Origin of the sequence: Pseudomonas sp. EpS/L25 (genome assembly GCF_001512295.1) — a bacterium.
Taxonomy (GTDB): domain Bacteria; phylum Pseudomonadota; class Gammaproteobacteria; order Pseudomonadales; family Pseudomonadaceae; genus Chryseomonas.
This window is the reverse complement of the sequence record NZ_LNUP01000018.1, coordinates 302888-319593: the sequence shown is the minus strand read 5'-3', so window position 1 is coordinate 319593 and position 16706 is coordinate 302888. Positions and strand designations below refer to the sequence as shown.

Genomic DNA, 16706 nt, shown 5'->3' with positions numbered 1-16706 from the left:
TTCAGCTCTCCTTGCTGCAGTCACGCGGGGTGATGCCCTTTTCCTTGGCGTACTGCTGCGCCGAAGCTTCGATGATCGGCCGCAGGAAGGCACGATCGGCCTGCACCCAGTCGCTCACCAGCTGCCACTTCTCGCCGTCCCACTGCTGGAGGCGGATGGCGCCCCCCCCTTCGTGGTCGGCGCAGGAGAGCTTGAGCGGTTGCACCAAGCCCTTGGCGCCCAGCGCCTGCAGGCGGGCATCGTCCAGCTTCAGGTGCTCGAAGCCCCAGCGTACCTGCTCACCGCTGAGGGACTTGTCGCCGTACTTGGCCTGGGCCAGGCGCAGGGCCTCCACGTTGAGGATGCCGTTGACCACCCCGAGGTTGTAGTAGACGGTGCCGAAACGCTTGGGATCGGCCAGGTCGCTCTGCCCCTTGGCCACGACGTCGCGCTCGATGCCCTGCAGCACCGGGAAGTCGGTGCCCGAGGGGTGGGTGGTGATGGCCAGGAAGCCCTTGGCCGCGGCACCCGCCGGGCGCACGTCTTCCTCGGAGTTGCTCCAGATGTTGCCGATGATGTGGTCGACCGGGAAACCCACCTTCTGCGCGGTCTTGATCGCCACCGGATTCATCACGCCCCAGCCACGCAGGATCACCCAGTCCGGCTTGACCCGGCGAATGTTGAGCCACTGGGACTGCTGCTCGTTGCCCGGATGGGGCACTTCGAGCAGGGTCAGCGCGAAGCCGTAGCGATCCGCCAGCTTCTGCAGGACCTCGTTGGTCTCCTTGCCGTAGGGCGAGCCGTGGTAGAGAGTGACGATCTTCTTGCCCCTGAGGCTGGCCTCGCCACCACCCTGTTGGGCGATCCAGTTGAGGATGGCCGAGACCTCCGAATAGGGATTCAGCTGCAGCGGGAAGACATAGGGGAAGACGCTGCCGTCGGTGGAATCGGTGCGGCCGTGGTTGATGGTGATCAGCGGCAGGCGGTCAGCGGTGGACCTTTCCAGGGTGGCATAGGCGATACCCACCGACAGCGGATTGGTAGCGGCCGCGGGCGCACCGTCACGGCCGTTCTTCAGTCGCTCGTAGCACTCCACGCCTTTCTCGACGATGTACTCGGTCTCGCACTCGCTCCACACCAGCTTGACGCCATTCACCCCGCCGTTGGCGTTGACGTACTTCAGGTAGTCGATGAAGCCACCGAAGAAGCCGGTGCCGCCAGCGGCATAGGGGCCGACGCGATAGCTCTGCAGCGGGAAGTATTGCTCGCCCGCGGCCTGGGCTGGGCCGAACGTGTTGAGGCCCAGGGCCAGGACGAGGCTGCCGAGCAAATGACGTTTGAACATGGGGACTTTCCTTGTAGGGATGGAGCGCCGGCGGGCCTTCCCGTCGGCAGGGAGTGAAGTCAGCGGCGCTGCAGTCGTTGCCAGCCGCGCGTGGCGAGCCGGGCCAGGCCCTCGGGTTCCTTGATCAGCACCAGGATGATCAGGGCGCCGAAGACCATCTTCTGCAGGTTCTCCAGCTGGCCTGCGGCGATGAGATCGCCCGGCAGCCAGCCGGCCAGGTTGGAGAGCAGCAGTGGGAACAGCACGATGAAGGCGGCGCCGTAGAGGCTGCCGGCCAGGCTGCCGAGCCCGCCGAGGATGACGATGAAGAGGATCTGGAAGGAGCGACTCAGGTCGAAGCCGTGGGGCTCCACCGTACCCAGGTAGGTGAAGGCCCAGAGCGCACCGGCGACGCCCAGGTAGAAGCCGCTCAAGGCGAAGGCCAGCAGTTTGGCGCGTACCACCGACAGGCCCATCACCGCCGCCGCCGTCTCGCGGTCGCGCACCGCCATCCAGGTCCGCCCCAGCTCACCGTGCACCAGCCGCGCAGCGAGGGCGAACAACACCAGCACCACCGCCAGGGTGGCCAGATAGCGGCCCAGCGGCCCACCGAAGCTCTGGCCCAGCAGCACCAGCGGCGGTGCGCTGATCACCCCCGAGGCGCTGCCATGGGAGAACCAGTCGAAGCGGGTCAGCGCCCAGAGGATGGAGAATTGCGCCGCCAGACTGGAAACGATCAGGTAGAAGCCGCGAATCCTCAGGCTGGGCAGGCCGAACAGCAGCGACACCAGGGCCGCCAGCAGGCCACCGGCGAACAGGCACAGCGGCAGGGGCCAGCCCAGGCGTACCTGCAGGTTGTAGGTGGCGAAGGCACCCACCGCCATGAAGGCGGCCGACCCGAGCGACAACTGCCCGGCATAGCCAGTGAGCAGATTGAGCCCCAGCCCGGCCAGGGCCAGCACCAGGAAGGGAATCAGCAAGGCATTGAACAGATAATCGTTGCCGAGCCAGGGCAGCATGCCCAAGGCCAGGGCCAGGACAGCGGCCAATCCGAGGCGCGCGGGACGAATCGCGGGCGCACGAGGGGCCAGCGGACGCGCCGGCAGTGCGTCGACGGAAGGGTTCATGGGAAGTCCTCTAGACGCGCTCGACCACGGGTTCGCCGAACAGGCCGACTGGTCGAATCAGCAGGAATACCAGGGCGAAGGCATAGGGAAACCAGTTCTCCAGGCCGCCGCCGATGAGGGGGCCGAGATAGACCTCGGCGAGCTTTTCACTGGCGCCGATCAGCAGGCCACCGACGATGGCTCCGGTGACCGAGGAGAAGCCGCCGATGATCAGCACCGGCAGGGCCTTGAGCACGATCAGCGACAGCGAGAACTGCACCCCCAGCCGCGCCCCCCAGAGCAGACCCGCCACCAGGCCGACGCAGCCCGCCACCGCCCAGACCAGCGCCCAGATGCGCGGCAGGCGGATGCCTACCGCCTGGGCAGCCAGGGGATCGTCGGCCACGGCACGTAGCGAGATGCCCAGCCGTGTCCGGTCGAACAGCAGCGACAGCCCGATCACCAGCACTGCCGCCACCGCCGCGGCGAACAGGTCGAAGGTCGACAGCAGCAGAGCTCCTACCTCCAGCGGCGTATCCTCGATGCCCAGGTCCAGGCCGTGCACCTGGGCACCCCAAATCGCCTGGGCGGCGCCCTCGATGAAATAGGCCAGACCCAGGGTGGCCATGAACAGCACCAGCGGCGAGCGATTCACCAGCGGCCGCAGCACCGTGCGCTCCACCGCCATGGCCAGCAGCACCATGACGCCCAGGGTGACGAGCAGTGCCAGCCAGCCGGGCAGGCCGCGCTCCACCAGGCTGACGTAGGTCAGGGCGGCGAACAGCAGCATGGCACCCTGGGCGAAGTTGAACACCCCCGAGGCCCGGTAGATGAGCACGAAGCCCAGTGCCACCAGGGCGTACATCACCCCGGCGAGCAGACCACCGAGCAAGACTTCCACGAAAAACGCCATGGTTTCCTCCCTTTGGCGCAGGTATTCCCTAGTGCCGGGTACCGAGGTAGGCGGCGATCACCGCCGGATCGTTACGCACCGCGGCGGGTGCGCCATCGGCGATGAGGCGGCCGTAGTCCAGCACCACCACGTGGTCCGCCAACTGCATCACCACCTGGATGTCGTGCTCGATCAGCACCACGGTAATCCCGCGCTCGCGGTTGATGTCCCTGATGTAGCCGCTCAGCTCCTGCTTCTCGCCGGCGTTCATCCCGGCCAGGGGCTCGTCCAGCAGCAGCAGCCGCGGCTCGGCCGCGAGCGCCCGGGCCAGCTCCACGCGCTTCTGCAGGCCATAGGGCAAGGTACCCACCAGGGCGTCACGCCAGGGCCGCAGGTGCAGGAAGTCCAGCGCCCACTCGGCGATCTCCCGCTGCGCCCTTTCCTCCGTCGGCGCCCTGCCCAGCCCCAGGGCCTGCTCCAGCCAGGAGGCGCGGCGGTGCCGACCGCGCCCGGTCAGCACGTTGTCCAGCACGCTCATGCCCTTGAACAGCGCCAGATTCTGGAAAGTGCGAGCGACGCCGGCGTGGGCCGCAGCCTGGGGCCAACGCAGGGCGCGGCTCGATCCAGCCAGGCGCACCGCTCCCCGCTGTGGCCGGTACAGGCCACTGATCACGTTGAGCAGCGAGCTCTTGCCGGCACCATTCGGGCCGATGAGGGCGCAGATCTCCCCCTCACGGACCTGGAAGCCCACCTCGGCGAAGGCCGTGACTCCGCCGAAGGCCAGCCCCAGGTCACTCACCTCCAGTAGCACCGGACGCTTGGCCAGGCTCGCGCCCATCGCCTAGGCCGCTGCCTGGGCCGCGGCCCGGGCTTCCAGTTCACGTACCAGCGGCAGCACCCGCTTGCCGAAATACTCCACCTCCTCCTGGAAGTGCAGGAAGCCGGCCAGTACCAGGTCCACACCTTCGGCCTTGAGCGCCACGATGCGCTCGGCGACCTGCTCGGGGGTGCCGATCAGATTGGGCTTGAAGCCGTCGTTGTATTGCACCAGGTCCTCGAAGCTGGAGTTGGCCCAGTTGCCCTGGCCTTCCGGGCTGGCGGCACCGGCCTGGCGCGCGGCATCGCCGAAGGCCTTAACCGCCTCGGGGTTGGCCTGGGCGACGATCTCCCGCAGTACCTCGCGCGCCTCGGCCTCGGTGTCGCGGGCGATGATGAAGGCATTCACTCCGACCTTGACCTCACGCCCCTCCGCCGCTGCCTTGGTGCGCAGATCCTGCACCTGGGCGCGGATTTCCTCGGTCGTACCGCCGTTGGTGAAGTACCAGTCCGATACCCGCGCCGACATGTCCCGCGCCGCCCGCGAGCTGCCGCCCTGGAAGATCTCCGGGTGCGGCTGCTGCAGCGGCTTGGGCTTGAGGGTGTAGTCACGGAAGCGATAGAAGTCGCCGGCGAAGGTGAAGTTGTCTTGGGTCCAGATGCCCTTGAGCGCGCGGATGAACTCCTCGGAACGGCGGTAGCGCTCGTCGTGCTCCAGCCAGGGCTCGCCGATGCCGTGGAACTCGCCCTTGAACCAGCCGGACACCAGGTTGATGGCGATGCGGCCATTGGTGAGCTGGTCGATGGTCGCCAGCTGCTTAGCCGCCAGCGCCGGATTCCAGGGGCCCGGCAGGATGGCGGCGATCACCTTGAGCCGCTCGGTAGCCGCCAGCAGTGCATGACTGAAGGCCACCGACTCGTGCTGGTATTCGGCGCCGTAGCCGGCGGTGAAGCGGATCTGCGTCAGGGCATAGTCGAAGCCGGCCTGCTCGGCGAGCTGGGCCAGCTTGCGGTTGTAGTCGATGCCCCAGTGGGTGCGCTGCTCGATGTTGCTGACCACCAGGCCGCCGCTGACGTTGGGGACCCAATAGGCGAATTTGACGGGTACATTGGACAAGGTTGCTTCCTCCAGGTGAAGCCGCCGGCGAGGGCGGTCGAAATGATGTCAACGGAGCATCATCAAGAACCAGGCCAACTCAAAAACCCTATAAATTTCAAAAACTTAAAAGAAAAATCTAGAACCTTAAGGCTGTCCAAGCCCAGGCAGCTGTTGTCCTGCTGTCCGCCTACCAACAGTGCTTCCCAGGCTCTGGCACGCGTCTTTCGCGCGAGTGGCGGCCAACGGACGAAAACGACGATGCCCGGAGGGCCAGGGGCCGCTCCGGGCATCGCGGGGACTGGATGGGAGGACTAACGCGCGCGCAGATGCCGTACGTACCGGTCGCCAATGAACTGGATGCCGCACACCAGCACCACGAGGATGGCGATCACCACCGCCATCACTTGGGTGTCGTAGCGCTGGTAGCCATAGCGGATGGCCAGGTCGCCTAGTCCCCCCGCCCCTATGGCACCGGCCATGGCCGAGGCGCCGATCATGGCCACCAGAGTCACGGTAAAGCCACCGATGATGCCCGGCAGGGCCTCGGGCAGGAGTACGTTGAAAATGATGTGGCGCCGTTCGCAGCCCAGCGCCTGGGCCGCTTCGATCACCCCGCCCCCGACCTCGCGCAGGCTGACCTCGGCGATGCGCGCGAAGAAGGGTGTGGCGCTGAGGGTGATGGGCACCACTGCCGCCCAGACGCCGATGGTGGTGCCGGTGATCAGCCGCGTCAGCGGGATCAGCGCCACCAGCAGGATGATGAAGGGCGTGGCGCGGAAGGCGTTGATCACCGTGCCCAGTACCCGGTTGAGAGTAGGCGCGGCGAAGATGGCACCGCGTCCGGTGGTGACCAGTACCACCGCCAGGGCGATGCCGGCGAACCAGACGATGACCGCCGAGACGCTGACCATGGTCAGGGTATCGAGAAAGGCCTTCCACAGCGCCTTGAGCATGAACTCAGACATAGCCCAGCACCTCCGCCCGGGCGAACAGCCCGGCCTGGGTCAGGAAGCTGGCTAGCCGCCGCTCGGGGGCCGGCGTGGCCACCAGCAGGCGGCCCAGGGCGCGCCCCTGGATGCGGTCGATACCTCCGTGCAGCAGTTCCACTGGCGCGCCGAGCGCCTGGCCCAGGGCCTGGAAGTCGGGCTCCACGCCCTGGCCGTCGTAGCTCAGTTCCAGCACCGCCCGCGCCCCCGGCTGACGGGTGGCACTCAGGCGATTGGTGAGATCCGCCGGCAGCTGCGCCGCCAGGGGTGCCAGCAGCGCCTGGGTGGCCTCGGCCTGGGGCGCGCCGAACAGTTGCCACACAGGTCCTTGCTCGACGATACGACCATGTTCCAGCACCACCACCCGGTCGCAGATCTGGCGGATCACCGCCATCTCATGGGTGATGAGGACGATGGTCAGGCCCAACCGGCGATTGATGTCCTTTAGCAGCGCCAGGATCGACTGGGTGGTCTCCGGGTCCAGCGCCGAGGTGGCCTCGTCGCAGAGCAGCAATTCGGGTTTGAGCATCAGCGCCCGGGCGATGCCGACCCGCTGCTTCTGGCCACCAGAAAGGCGCGACGGATAGACCTGTTCCTTGCCCTGCAGACCCACCAGTTCCAGCAACTCGCGGGCGCGCCGTTCGATCTCGTCACGACGAAAACCCGCCGCCTTGAGCGGCAGCGCCAGGTTCTCCAGGACCGTTTGCGACGCCAGCAGATTGAAGTGCTGGAAGATCATGCCGATCCGCCGGCGCAACGCCACCAGTTGGCCGCCGCGCAGGGTGCCGATGTCGACACCATCGATCAGCACCTGGCCGGCGCTGACATCTTCCAGGCGATTGAGGGTACGGATCAGGCTGGACTTGCCGGCGCCGCTGCGGCCGATGATGCCGAAGATCTCGCCGCGGGCGATGGACAGATCGATGTCCGCCAGGGCGGTGACCGGCACAGCGCCACCGGTATAGACCTTCCGCACCCCGCTCAGGCGCAAATGCTCCCGCGCGGGCTCCGCTTCTGGCTCGACCGGCGTTTGTTGTTCCAGGGTTCTACGCAAGGCATTGCTCATCGGGAGGCCTCCTGCCGGTCCAGCCAGGCCAGGCTGTAGAGCTGCGGATTACCGTAGGCCTGGGCGATGGCCTCGCGCACCCGCGGATCGCTCTGGAACACCTGGATGAAGGTACGGATGGCCGGGTCAGCGGCCTTTTCCGGCTTGGTCACGAAGCGCAGGGCATAGAGATGACCGTTGGCCTCGTCGTCGCTGAACAGCAGGGCGCTGTTCGGGTCGGTGGTGCCGGCCGCGAGGATGTGCGAGGGATAGCTCTGCGCCAGGGTCACGTCGTCCAGCACCCGCGCCAGTTGTGGACCCGGCAGCTCGATGAACTTCAACTGCCTGGGATTGGCGACGATGTCCTGCAGGCTGGCCTTGGGCCCGGCATCGGGCTTGAGCTGGATCAAGCCGGCGCGGGCATAGAGCTGCAACCCGCGCCCCTGGTTGACCGGATCGTCGGCCACCGCCACGGTGGCGCCTGCGGGCACCTCGGCGAAACTCTTCACCCGCTTGGAATAGAGCCCGACCTTGTTCTCCACGCCATAGGCGATGGGTACCAGGCCATAGCCGTTCTGGGCGTTGGCGTTGTCCAGGAATGGCTGGTGCTGGAAGTAATTGACGTCGATATCGCCGTGGGCGAGCGCCAGGTTCGGCGTGTTCCAGTCGCTGAAGGCGACGATCTCCACCTCCACGCCTCTTTCCCGCGCCACCTCGGCGGCGCGCTCCAAGGCGCCGTTCTGCGGACTGTCATTGATGCCGAGGCGAATCTTCTGGGGCTCTGCGGCCTGGGCGGACAGCGCCAGGGCACCGCTCGCCAGGAGCAGCGCGAGGCGCTGGAGAATCGAAGGAATAGCCATGGGGAGACCTCGAGATGTCTTTGCACAGTCTCCAAGGCTCGTCCGGTGGTCCGGTGAAAGCCCTGGGAAAAGGATCAGCTGCCTTTCTGGTCGGGCGAGTCGACGAAGAAATAGTCCTGCCAGGACGCAGGCTGGTTGCGGATGGCGCCGATGCGGTACATGAACTGGGCGAGCCCCAGGGTGTTCTGCGGCGCCGTATCGAAGTTGACCTCGGGGCTCTCGATGATCTGCTGAACCAGCGCCGGGTCGAGCTTGGAATTCTCCACCTTGATGTAGGTACGGGCGGCGGCGGCCTTGTCCTGCTCGATGATCTGGCCGGCTTCGACCAGGGCTTCGCGGAAGGCCTTGTAGGTCTTGGGATTGTCTCGACGGAATTTCTCGGTGACGAACACCAGGTTGGGTGTGACGGCCCCGCCCAGGACATCGTAGGAACTGAGCACCTTGTGCACCTTGCCACTGGCCAGTTCCTGCTCCTGGAACGGCGGATTGGCGAAGTGGCTGTTGATCTCGGTACCACCGGAGATCACCGCCGCGGCGGCATCAGGATGGGGCACCGCGACCGTCAGCGGCTCCAGGCGATTCCATTTCTGTTCGCCGAAGGCCTGGGCGGCGGCGTACTGCAGGATGCGCGACTGGACCGACACATTGACCGCCGGCACCGCGATGCGGTCCTTGGCGCTGAAGTCGGCCAGGGTCTTCACCTGGGGATTGTTGGTGACCAGATAGTTGGGAAAGGCGCCCAGGCTGGCTACGGCCTTGACGTTCTGGCGACCATGGGTCCGGTCCCAAAGCGTGAACAGGGGCCCGAGTCCGGCGGAGCCCACGTCCACCGCTCCCGACAGCACCGCCTCGTTGACGGCCGCGCCACCGGACAGCTTCACCCAGTCCACCTTGATGTCCAGGCCTTCTTCCTTGCCGTGCTTCTCGATCAGCTTCTGATCGCGCACCACATGCAGGATCACGTAGGACACCCCGAATTGCTCGGAGATGCGCAGGGTGCCCTCGGCCTGGGCAGCCTGGGGCGCGGCGAGCAGGCCCGCGAGCAGACTGGCAGCGAAAGCGAGGGCGAGCGGACGGCGGGTGAAGGAAAGGGGTAACGGCATGGCAAGGCTCTCATCCATGGATTAAGGCTTATAGCGTACTCAGGGCATGAAGGACTTTTGAAATAAGCTTGAGTTATATGGATAGGTCATATCCAGGCTGCTGTACGTCCCAGGGTTTCGCTCCGCTCAGCGGCATCCATACGCACCGGACGCCCCCCTCCTCCTCAGGGAGAGGGCTGTGGAGAGGGTTCTTCCCCACGCCTCCGCCCTACTCCCGCGCCGCCTGCCGCGCCTCATCCGGCTTGGTGACCTGGAAGCCTTGGGCGAAGGTTCCCTGGACATGCAGTCGCTGCGGAATCAGGCCGCTGCGGTGGTAGAAGTCCGCTGCCGCCTGCTGGTCGGCGACCACCTGGGCATCGATGGGCTCCCAATGCAGCTGGCGCCGCGCGAACTGCAACCGCGCCACCGCTTCGGGAAAGCCGATGATCTGCGCCAGGGTCCTGGCATAGCTGTCGAGGTTGGCATAGCCCCAGCGCTGAGCCGCGGCCAGGCGATCCAGGTAGTCCTGCAGCGCCGCGCGCTTGGCCGGATCGGCCAGGGCCGCGTCGGTGGCCGCGAGGAAACTGTTGCCGGCCCAAAGCCCGCGGCCGTTGACCAACACCTGGGCGCCGTCCACCTGCTCGGCCAGGGCGGTATAGGGCTCCCAGGTGGCCCAGGCGTCCACCGAGCCGTTGGCCAGGGCCATCTTGGCATCCACCGGGCCAAGGAAGCGGAAGCTTACGTCCTTGGCCGTCAGTCCGACCGAATCCAGCGCCTTGAGGGCGATGTAATGACCGATGGAGCCGCGCCCGGTAGCGATGCGCTTGCCCTTGAGGTCGGCTGCCGTGCGCAGCGGCGAGTCGCGGGGCACGATCACTGCGGTGCCATAAGGATTGGACTTGTCCACGGCGATGGCCTTGACCGGGGCCCCGGCGGCCAGGGCGAACAGCAACGGCCCATCGCCGATGATGCCGGCGTCCACCGCCCCGGCGTTGAGCGCCTCGGCCAGGGGCGCGGCGGCGGGAAACTCCGCCCACTGGATACGATAGCCCGGCAGGTCGCGCAGGCCGTCGGCCGCCTCCAGCTGGGCGCGCATGTTGCCCTTCTGGTCGGCGATGCGCAGGGTGAGGGTCTCGGCGGCCAGGGCCGCACTGGCGGCGAGCAGCACCGGCAGTGCCAGCAGGATGCGGCGGAAGGAGGTCATGGCGTGGGTTCCTGGGTGAAGACGGAGGGGTCGGCCAGGGCTGCCACCTCGACCGGCTTGGGCAGTACCTGGAGTTCGCTGAACAGATCGGCCACCTTCTGCACCGCGGCGACGTCCGTTGGCTGCACCGGGCGCAGGCCGCGGGAGGTGCGGGCGGAAATGGCCGCCGCGGCGCCTTCCGGCAGGCGCGTCAGCTCGGCATAGACCCGGGCATAGTCCTGCGGATGGGCTACCGCCCAGGCCCGCGCCTGGGCCAGGCGTCCGGCGAAGTCGGCGATGGCGGCGCGCTTGGCCGGGTCCTCCAGGGATGTCGGCGTGGCGGTGAGAAAGCCCAGGGCGGTGGTCAGCCCCTGGCCATCGCGCAGCAGGCGCGCACCGTGCTGCTCGGCGATGCCGAGATAGGGATCGAAGGTGGCCCAGGCGTCGATCTGCCCGGCAGTGAACGCCGCGCTGGCGTCGGTGGGCAACACGAACTTGACCGTCACGTCCTCGCGCTTGAGCCCGGCCTCCGCCAGGGCGGCATAGAGCAGATGCTGGGAGATGCTGCCCTTGGCCGAGGACACCACCACGGTGCGCCCCTTGAGATCCTGCACCGAGCGGATCGGCGAATCCCGCTGCACCAGCAGGCCATTGGCCTGGGGATAGCCTACGTTGGTGGCGATCAGCTTGAGCGGCACGCCGCTCGACGCAGCCATCAGCACCGGCAGGTCACCCGCGTAGGAAGTATCCACCGCACCGACGCGCTGGGCCTCGAACAGCGGCGCGGCTCCCTGGAAATTGGCCCAGCGATACTGATAAGGCGCCCCTTCGAGAGTGCCGGCGGCTTCCATCATGGCGCGCAGGCCGCGGGCCTGGTCGCCCAGTACCAGGGTCACCCCGGAGAGATCCGGCGCCGCCTGGGCCTGCCCCAGCAGCAGCGCCAAACCGAGGGTGGCGAGCAGGCGCTTCATAGCCCGTACTCCCGGCCTTGCTGGCGCTCCAGCTGGCGCACCGCCGCCTCCCAGTGGCGGACATGGGCACCGCGGGCCAGATTGCCAGGGATCAGGTCGCTGACCTTCTGCGCGACGGCGTCCGGGGCGATCACCAGCTCGGCGCCGCCACTCTGGGCCGCCAACTGCGCGGCACAGGAGCGCTCCAGGTAGTAGAGGTGCCAGAAGGCTTCCTCCAGGCTCTGGCCAGTGGTGAGCAAGCCGTGATTGCGGAGGATCATGGCCTGGTGCGGTCCGAGATCGGCCACCAGCCGGCTCTGCTCGTCCAGATCCAGGGCCACGCCCTCGTAGCCGTGATAGGCCAGGCGCCGGAAGAACCTCATGGCGTGTTGGGAGATCATCAGCAGGCCCCCGCGCTGAGCCGAGACGCCGATACCCGCCGCGGTATGGGTGTGCAACACCGCGTGGGTCTCGGGTTGGGCGCGATGGATGGCGCTATGGATCACATAGCCGGCGGGATTGATGCCGAAGCCCGTGGGATCGAGGACGATCTCCCCGTCGATGTCCACCTTCACCAACGAGGAGGCGGTGATCTCGTCGAAGGTCTGGCCGAAGGGATTGATCAGGAAGTGCTCATCCGGCCCCGGTACCCGCAGTGAAAAATGGGTGTAGATGTGATCGGTCCAGCGTTCGCGCGCCGCCAACCGATAGGCCGCCGCGAGTTTGACCCGCGCCTCCCATTCGGCGACAGACACCTGGGCACGGACGCTGGCGAGGGAGGGGACGAGGGCGGTCATGCAAGGGCTCCGAGGGCAGCAGAAAGCCAGGGCGACGGGCGTTGCCCTGGTCTGCTTAGAACCTAACTCTAATTACTCGTCCAATCTAAATACCGATTCCGCATAACCTAATATACTCATTACGGATAACGTGGCTACCTAAACATGCAGCTATCGGTTGTCAGTACAGAACCAATCGATCTAAGGTCGAGGGTCTCGGTCCTGCTTTAATGGCCCCACTACCACCCGCCTATCCGTGGAGCCCGCCATGACTCTTAGGCTCGACCGCCTGCGCCTGTTCCTGCACGACCTCGCCGCCCTGGTGGACGAACAGCCCGCTGAACCCCAGCTGCTGGCCCGCGGCGCGGTCCTGCTCGGCGACCTGGTGCGTCACGACGACTGGCTGCCCGAGGACTGCGCCCTGCCCCGGCCCGAGCGTTACAGCCAGTACCTGCTGCATGCCGATGCCCGCCAACGCTTTTCGGTGGTGAGCTTCGTCTGGGGGCCGGGCCAGGCCACGCCGGTGCACGACCATCGAACCTGGGGCCTGATCGGCATGCTGCGCGGCGCCGAGACCGCCCAGGGCTTCGCCCGAGGGCCCGATGGCCGCCTGTTGCCGGAAGGTGCGCCCATGCGTCTGCAGCCCGGCCAGGTAGAGGCGGTGTCGCCGCGGGTGGGTGACATCCACCAGGTGAGCAACGCCTATGCCGACCGCACCTCCATCAGCATCCACGTCTATGGCGGCAACATCGGCGCCGTGCGCCGTGCCGTCTATGACCTCGATGGCCGGGAGAAACCCTTCATTTCCGGCTACACCAACCGCCAGTTGCCCAACCTGTGGGACCTGTCCCAGGAGACCGCCACGCCATGACCGCCGTCCGTACCCCTGCCGAGATTCGCCAGGCCCTGCTCGCCGGGGCGGAAGTCGCCCTGCTCGATGTCCGCGAGGAAGCGCCGTTTGCCGAAGGCCATCCGCTGTGGGCCGCCAACCTGCCATTGTCGCGCCTGGAGCTGGAAGCCTGGGCGCGCCTGCCGCGCCGCGACGTGGCCATCACCCTCTATGACGATGGCGAAGGCCTGGCCGAACGCGCCGCCGAGCGCCTGCAGGCCCTGGGCTATACCGACGTAGCCTTGCTCGAGGGTGCCCTGGCAGGTTGGCGTGCCAGCGGCGGCGAGCTGTTCATCGACGTCAACGTGCCGAGCAAGGCCTTTGGCGAGCTGGTGGAGAGCCGACGCCATACCCCCTCGCTGCCGGCCGAGGAGGTCAAGGCGCTGCTGGACCAGAACGCCGATGTCGTGATCCTGGATGCCCGCCGTTTCGAGGAATACCAGACCATGAGCATTCCTGGCGGCGTCAGCGTACCGGGCGCCGAACTGGTGCTGCGGGTGGCCGAGCTGGCTCCCGATCCCCGCACGCGGGTCATCGTCAATTGCGCCGGCCGTACCCGCAGCCTGATCGGTGCCCAGTCGCTGATCAACGCCGGCATCCCCAATCCAGTGGCGGCCCTGCGCAATGGCACCATCGGCTGGACGCTCGCGGGCCAGCAACTGGAACAGGGCCAGGCCCGCCGCTGCGGCGACGTCAGCCCGGCGACCCGGGCGACCGCCGCCACCCGCGCCCGCCAGGTGGCCGACCGCGCCGGTGTCGCCCGCCTCCCCTTCAGCGAACTGGAGGCCTGGCGCAGCAACCCCCGGCGGACGAACTACCTGATCGATGTGCGTACCCCCGAGGAATTCGCCGCCGGCCATCTGCCCGACGCCCGCTCCACCCCGGGCGGCCAGCTGGTACAGGAGACCGATCACAGCGCCCCGGTGCGCGGCGCGCGCCTGGCGCTGGTGGACGACGATGGCGTGCGCGCCAACATGAGCGCCTCCTGGCTGGCGCAGATGGGCTGGGAGGTCGCGGTGGTGGACGACCTCCCAGCCACCGCCCTGAGCGCCACCGGTCCCTGGCAGGCGCCCGCTCCCACCCCTGGGCCGGTGGAGCGTATCTCCGTGACGCGTCTGCAGGAGCTGCTGGCCGAGCCGGGCACCCAGGTGCTGGACGTCACCGCCAGCGCGAACTACGTGCAGCGCCACATTCCCGGCGCCGCCTGGGTGCTGCGCGCCGATCTGCCGACGGCCCTGCCGCCAGCCGAGCGCTATGTCTTCACCTGTGGCAGCGGTCAACTGGCCGCCTTCGCCGCCGTCGACGTCCAGTCCACCACCGACCGTCCCGTCCTGCTGCTGGAGGGCGGTACCTCGGCCTGGCTGGCCGCCGGGCTGCCCGTGGAAAGCGGGGAGACACAGCTTCTGTCGACCCGTCGCGACCGCTATCGCCGTCCCTACGAGGGTACCGACGCCCCGCGCGAGGCGATGCAGGCCTACCTCGACTGGGAATTCGGTTTGGTCGAGCAGTTGCGGCGCGATGGCACCAGCGGCTTCCGGGTGATCTAGCCGCCGGTTCTCACGAAGGCCGCTACCCGTGCCGCCGTGTCCGCCAGCACCTGGGCTCGGCTCAGGCCACTACTCTTGAGCGGCTTGAGGTCATGGTCCGCGGTGGCGATCCACTGCACCTCGACGGACGGCGCCAGGGTATAACCGGCCACCTCCTCGCGGTTGCCCAGGGCGTCGCGCTCGCCCTGGACGATCAGTGTCGGCGTGGCCAGGGTCGCCAGGTGTTCGGTGCGCAGCCGTTCGGGCTTCCCCGCTGGATGGAAGGGATAGCCGAGGCAGATCAGTCCCGCCGCGCCCAGTTCGTCGGCCAGCAGACTGGCCATCCGTCCGCCCATGGACTTGCCCGCCAGCCACAGCGGGCCGCTTTCTGCCGCGCGCCAGAGCGCAACCATCTGGCGCCAGTGCTCCAGCAGCACCGCCGCAGGATTCGGCGGGCGTCGCCTACCCTCGGCCCGGGCGCACGCCATGTAGGGAAAGTCGAATCTCAGGGTCCGGATCTCGCGCCGCGCCAGTTCCACCGCCAGTTGTTCCAGGAAGGGGCTGTCCATCCCCGCGCCGGCGCCATGGGCCAGCAACAGGGTCGCCAGGGGTGTCCCCGCAGGTCTGACCTCGCGGAAGGTGGCGAGGTACAACTCGTCTGCCATGGGCTACTCCTCGTCCAAACGCCAAAGCTTAACCGGCTATCCATTGATCTGGATCAATAAAGCGCGGGCGCCGCCCCTCACACTGGACACCTCGAAGCCATTGGAGCCCGGCATGACAGCCGCCCTCGCCTGGGACGCCGACCTTATCGCCCGCTATGATCGCGCCGGCCCCCGCTACACCTCCTATCCCACCGCCGTGCAATTCCATGACGGCATCGGCGCCTTCGACCTGCTCGGTGCGCTACGCCTGAGCCGCCAGGCCGGTCGCCCGCTGTCGCTCTACGTCCACGTGCCCTTCTGCGCCAACATCTGCTACTACTGCGCGTGCAACAAGGTCATCACCAAGGACCGTAGCCGCAGCGTCGCCTACCTCGCGGCCCTGCGCCAGGAAATGGCCCTCACCAGCCGCCACCTGGACGGCGGGCAGCGGGTGGACCAACTGCACCTCGGCGGCGGTACCCCGACCTTTCTCAATCCCGTGCAGTTGCGCGAGCTCATGGCCGACCTGCGGCGCCACTTCACCCTGGCCGACGACGACCGTGGCGACTACTCCATCGAGATCGATCCGCGCGAAGCCGACTGGAGCACCATGGGCCTCTTGCGCGAGCTGGGCTTCAACCGCGTCAGCTTCGGCGTCCAGGATCTCGACCTGCAGGTGCAGCTGGCGATCAATCGCCTGCAACCCTTCGACGACACCCGCACCCTGGTGGAAGCTGCCCGCGCCCTCGGGTACCGCTCCATCAACCTGGACCTCATCTACGGCCTGCCGCGACAGACCACGGCCGGCTTCGCCCAGACCGTGGCGCGGGTGCTGGAACTGCAACCCCATCGGCTGTCGGTGTTCAACTACGCCCACCTGCCGCACCGCTTTCCGCCCCAGCGGCGCATCGAGGCCAGTGAGCTACCGGACCCCGCGGCCAAGCTGGAGATGCTGCAGCGCACCGTGGAACAGCTGCTGGCCGCCGGCTATCGCTATATCGGCATGGACCACTTCGCCCTGCCCGACGACGACCTGGCCATCGCCCAGGAAGACGGCACCCTGCAGCGCAACTTCCAGGGCTACACCACCCATGGTCATTGCGACCTGCTCGGCCTGGGCGTCTCCGCCATCAGCCAGGTCGGCGACGTCCTCTGCCAGAACAGTCCCGACCTCGGCGGCTATCAGGAGCGCCTGGGCCAGGGCGAACTGGCGGTGACCCGTGGCCTGCGCCGCTCGCGGGACGACCGCATCCGCGGCGCGGTGATCGCCCAGTTGATCTGCCACTTCCAGCTGGATTTCGCGGCCATCGAGCGCAGTTGCGAACTGGATTTCCGCCAGTACTTCGCCGAGGCCTGGCCCCAGCTCGAAGCCATGGCCGCCGATGGCCTGATCCGTCTCGATGCGCGCGGCCTGCAGGTATTGGCGCCAGGACGGTTGCTGATCCGTGCCCTGTGCATGCTGTTCGACCGCTATCTGGCGGGCCATGACAGTCAGCGCTTTTCCCGGGTGATATGACCCATGCCTGCCACGACTGCTAAAGTTAGACTT

General features: G+C 67.4%; 16 protein-coding genes. 3 read left to right on the top strand and 13 right to left on the bottom strand.

From position 1 onward, the window contains the following. Position 1: 1 nt before the first annotated feature. The 12 genes from AR540_RS23840 to AR540_RS23785 all read right to left on the bottom strand — a co-directional run bounded on the left by AR540_RS23840 (position 2) and on the right by AR540_RS23785 (position 12119). The gene (locus AR540_RS23840) at positions 2 to 1324 is read right to left on the bottom strand and encodes an ABC transporter substrate-binding protein (protein ID WP_059232434.1); all 1323 of its coding nucleotides are present in this window, start codon (positions 1322 to 1324) and stop codon (positions 2 to 4) included. Between the two features lie 59 nt (positions 1325 to 1383). After that, the gene (locus tag AR540_RS23835) at positions 1384 to 2430 is read right to left on the bottom strand and encodes a branched-chain amino acid ABC transporter permease (RefSeq protein WP_059232433.1); all 1047 of its coding nucleotides are present in this window, start codon (positions 2428 to 2430) and stop codon (positions 1384 to 1386) included. 10 nt (positions 2431 to 2440) lie between these two features. Then, a complete protein-coding gene (locus tag AR540_RS23830) occupies positions 2441 to 3322 on the bottom strand; it encodes a branched-chain amino acid ABC transporter permease (protein WP_059232432.1) in 882 nt (293 codons plus the stop codon). Between the two features lie 28 nt (positions 3323 to 3350). Next, positions 3351 to 4139 (bottom strand): ABC transporter ATP-binding protein, encoded by a 789-nt coding sequence (locus AR540_RS23825; RefSeq protein WP_059232431.1) that lies wholly within the window; start codon positions 4137 to 4139, stop codon positions 3351 to 3353. 3 nt (positions 4140 to 4142) lie between these two features. After that, a complete protein-coding gene (sfnG, locus tag AR540_RS23820; protein ID WP_059232430.1) occupies positions 4143 to 5234 on the bottom strand; it encodes a dimethylsulfone monooxygenase SfnG in 1092 nt (363 codons plus the stop codon). 293 nt (positions 5235 to 5527) lie between these two features. Further along, complete coding sequence (locus tag AR540_RS23815; RefSeq protein WP_059232429.1) at positions 5528 to 6181, bottom strand: methionine ABC transporter permease; 654 nt, start codon at positions 6179 to 6181, stop codon at positions 5528 to 5530. Further along, positions 6174 to 7268, bottom strand: coding sequence for a methionine ABC transporter ATP-binding protein (locus AR540_RS23810; protein WP_059232428.1), 1095 nt, complete (start codon positions 7266 to 7268; stop codon positions 6174 to 6176). Before AR540_RS23810 ends, AR540_RS23815 begins: the two co-directional genes overlap by 8 nt. Further along, a complete protein-coding gene (locus tag AR540_RS23805; RefSeq protein ID WP_059232427.1) occupies positions 7265 to 8107 on the bottom strand; it encodes a MetQ/NlpA family ABC transporter substrate-binding protein in 843 nt (280 codons plus the stop codon). The genes AR540_RS23810 and AR540_RS23805 overlap by 4 nt, the downstream gene beginning before the upstream one ends. A 74-nt stretch (positions 8108 to 8181) precedes the next feature. Further along, the gene (locus tag AR540_RS23800) at positions 8182 to 9210 is read right to left on the bottom strand and encodes an ABC transporter substrate-binding protein (protein ID WP_059232426.1); all 1029 of its coding nucleotides are present in this window, start codon (positions 9208 to 9210) and stop codon (positions 8182 to 8184) included. Positions 9211 to 9418: 208 nt separating this feature from the next. Beyond that, positions 9419 to 10393, bottom strand: a complete 975-nt coding sequence (locus tag AR540_RS23795) for an ABC transporter substrate-binding protein (protein WP_059232425.1) — start codon at positions 10391 to 10393, stop codon at positions 9419 to 9421. Further along, complete coding sequence (locus AR540_RS23790) at positions 10390 to 11343, bottom strand: ABC transporter substrate-binding protein (protein ID WP_059232424.1); 954 nt, start codon at positions 11341 to 11343, stop codon at positions 10390 to 10392. Before AR540_RS23790 ends, AR540_RS23795 begins: the two co-directional genes overlap by 4 nt. Beyond that, positions 11340 to 12119 carry a class II aldolase/adducin family protein gene (locus AR540_RS23785; RefSeq protein WP_059232423.1) on the bottom strand — a complete coding sequence of 260 codons (780 nt, stop codon included), beginning with the start codon at positions 12117 to 12119 and terminating at the stop codon, positions 11340 to 11342. Before AR540_RS23785 ends, AR540_RS23790 begins: the two co-directional genes overlap by 4 nt. 247 nt (positions 12120 to 12366) lie before the next feature. Between AR540_RS23785 and AR540_RS23780 the strand changes: the two genes are divergently transcribed. Next, positions 12367 to 12969: a cysteine dioxygenase gene (locus AR540_RS23780; protein WP_059232422.1), complete on the top strand. Its 603-nt coding sequence runs from the start codon at positions 12367 to 12369 to the stop codon at positions 12967 to 12969. Next, entirely contained in the window at positions 12966 to 14534 is a 1569-nt protein-coding gene (locus AR540_RS23775; protein ID WP_059232421.1) for a rhodanese-related sulfurtransferase, read from the top strand. The genes AR540_RS23780 and AR540_RS23775 overlap by 4 nt, the downstream gene beginning before the upstream one ends. Here the strand turns inward: AR540_RS23775 and AR540_RS23770 are convergent. Continuing rightward, positions 14531 to 15178, bottom strand: coding sequence for an alpha/beta family hydrolase (locus AR540_RS23770; RefSeq protein WP_059232420.1), 648 nt, complete (start codon positions 15176 to 15178; stop codon positions 14531 to 14533). The genes AR540_RS23775 and AR540_RS23770 overlap by 4 nt on opposite strands. Positions 15179 to 15290: 112 nt before the next feature. Here AR540_RS23770 and hemN point away from each other — a divergent pair, with 112 nt between their 5' ends. Further along, positions 15291 to 16673: an oxygen-independent coproporphyrinogen III oxidase gene (gene hemN / locus AR540_RS23765; RefSeq protein ID WP_059232419.1), complete on the top strand. Its 1383-nt coding sequence runs from the start codon at positions 15291 to 15293 to the stop codon at positions 16671 to 16673. Positions 16674 to 16706: the final 33 nt, after the last annotated feature.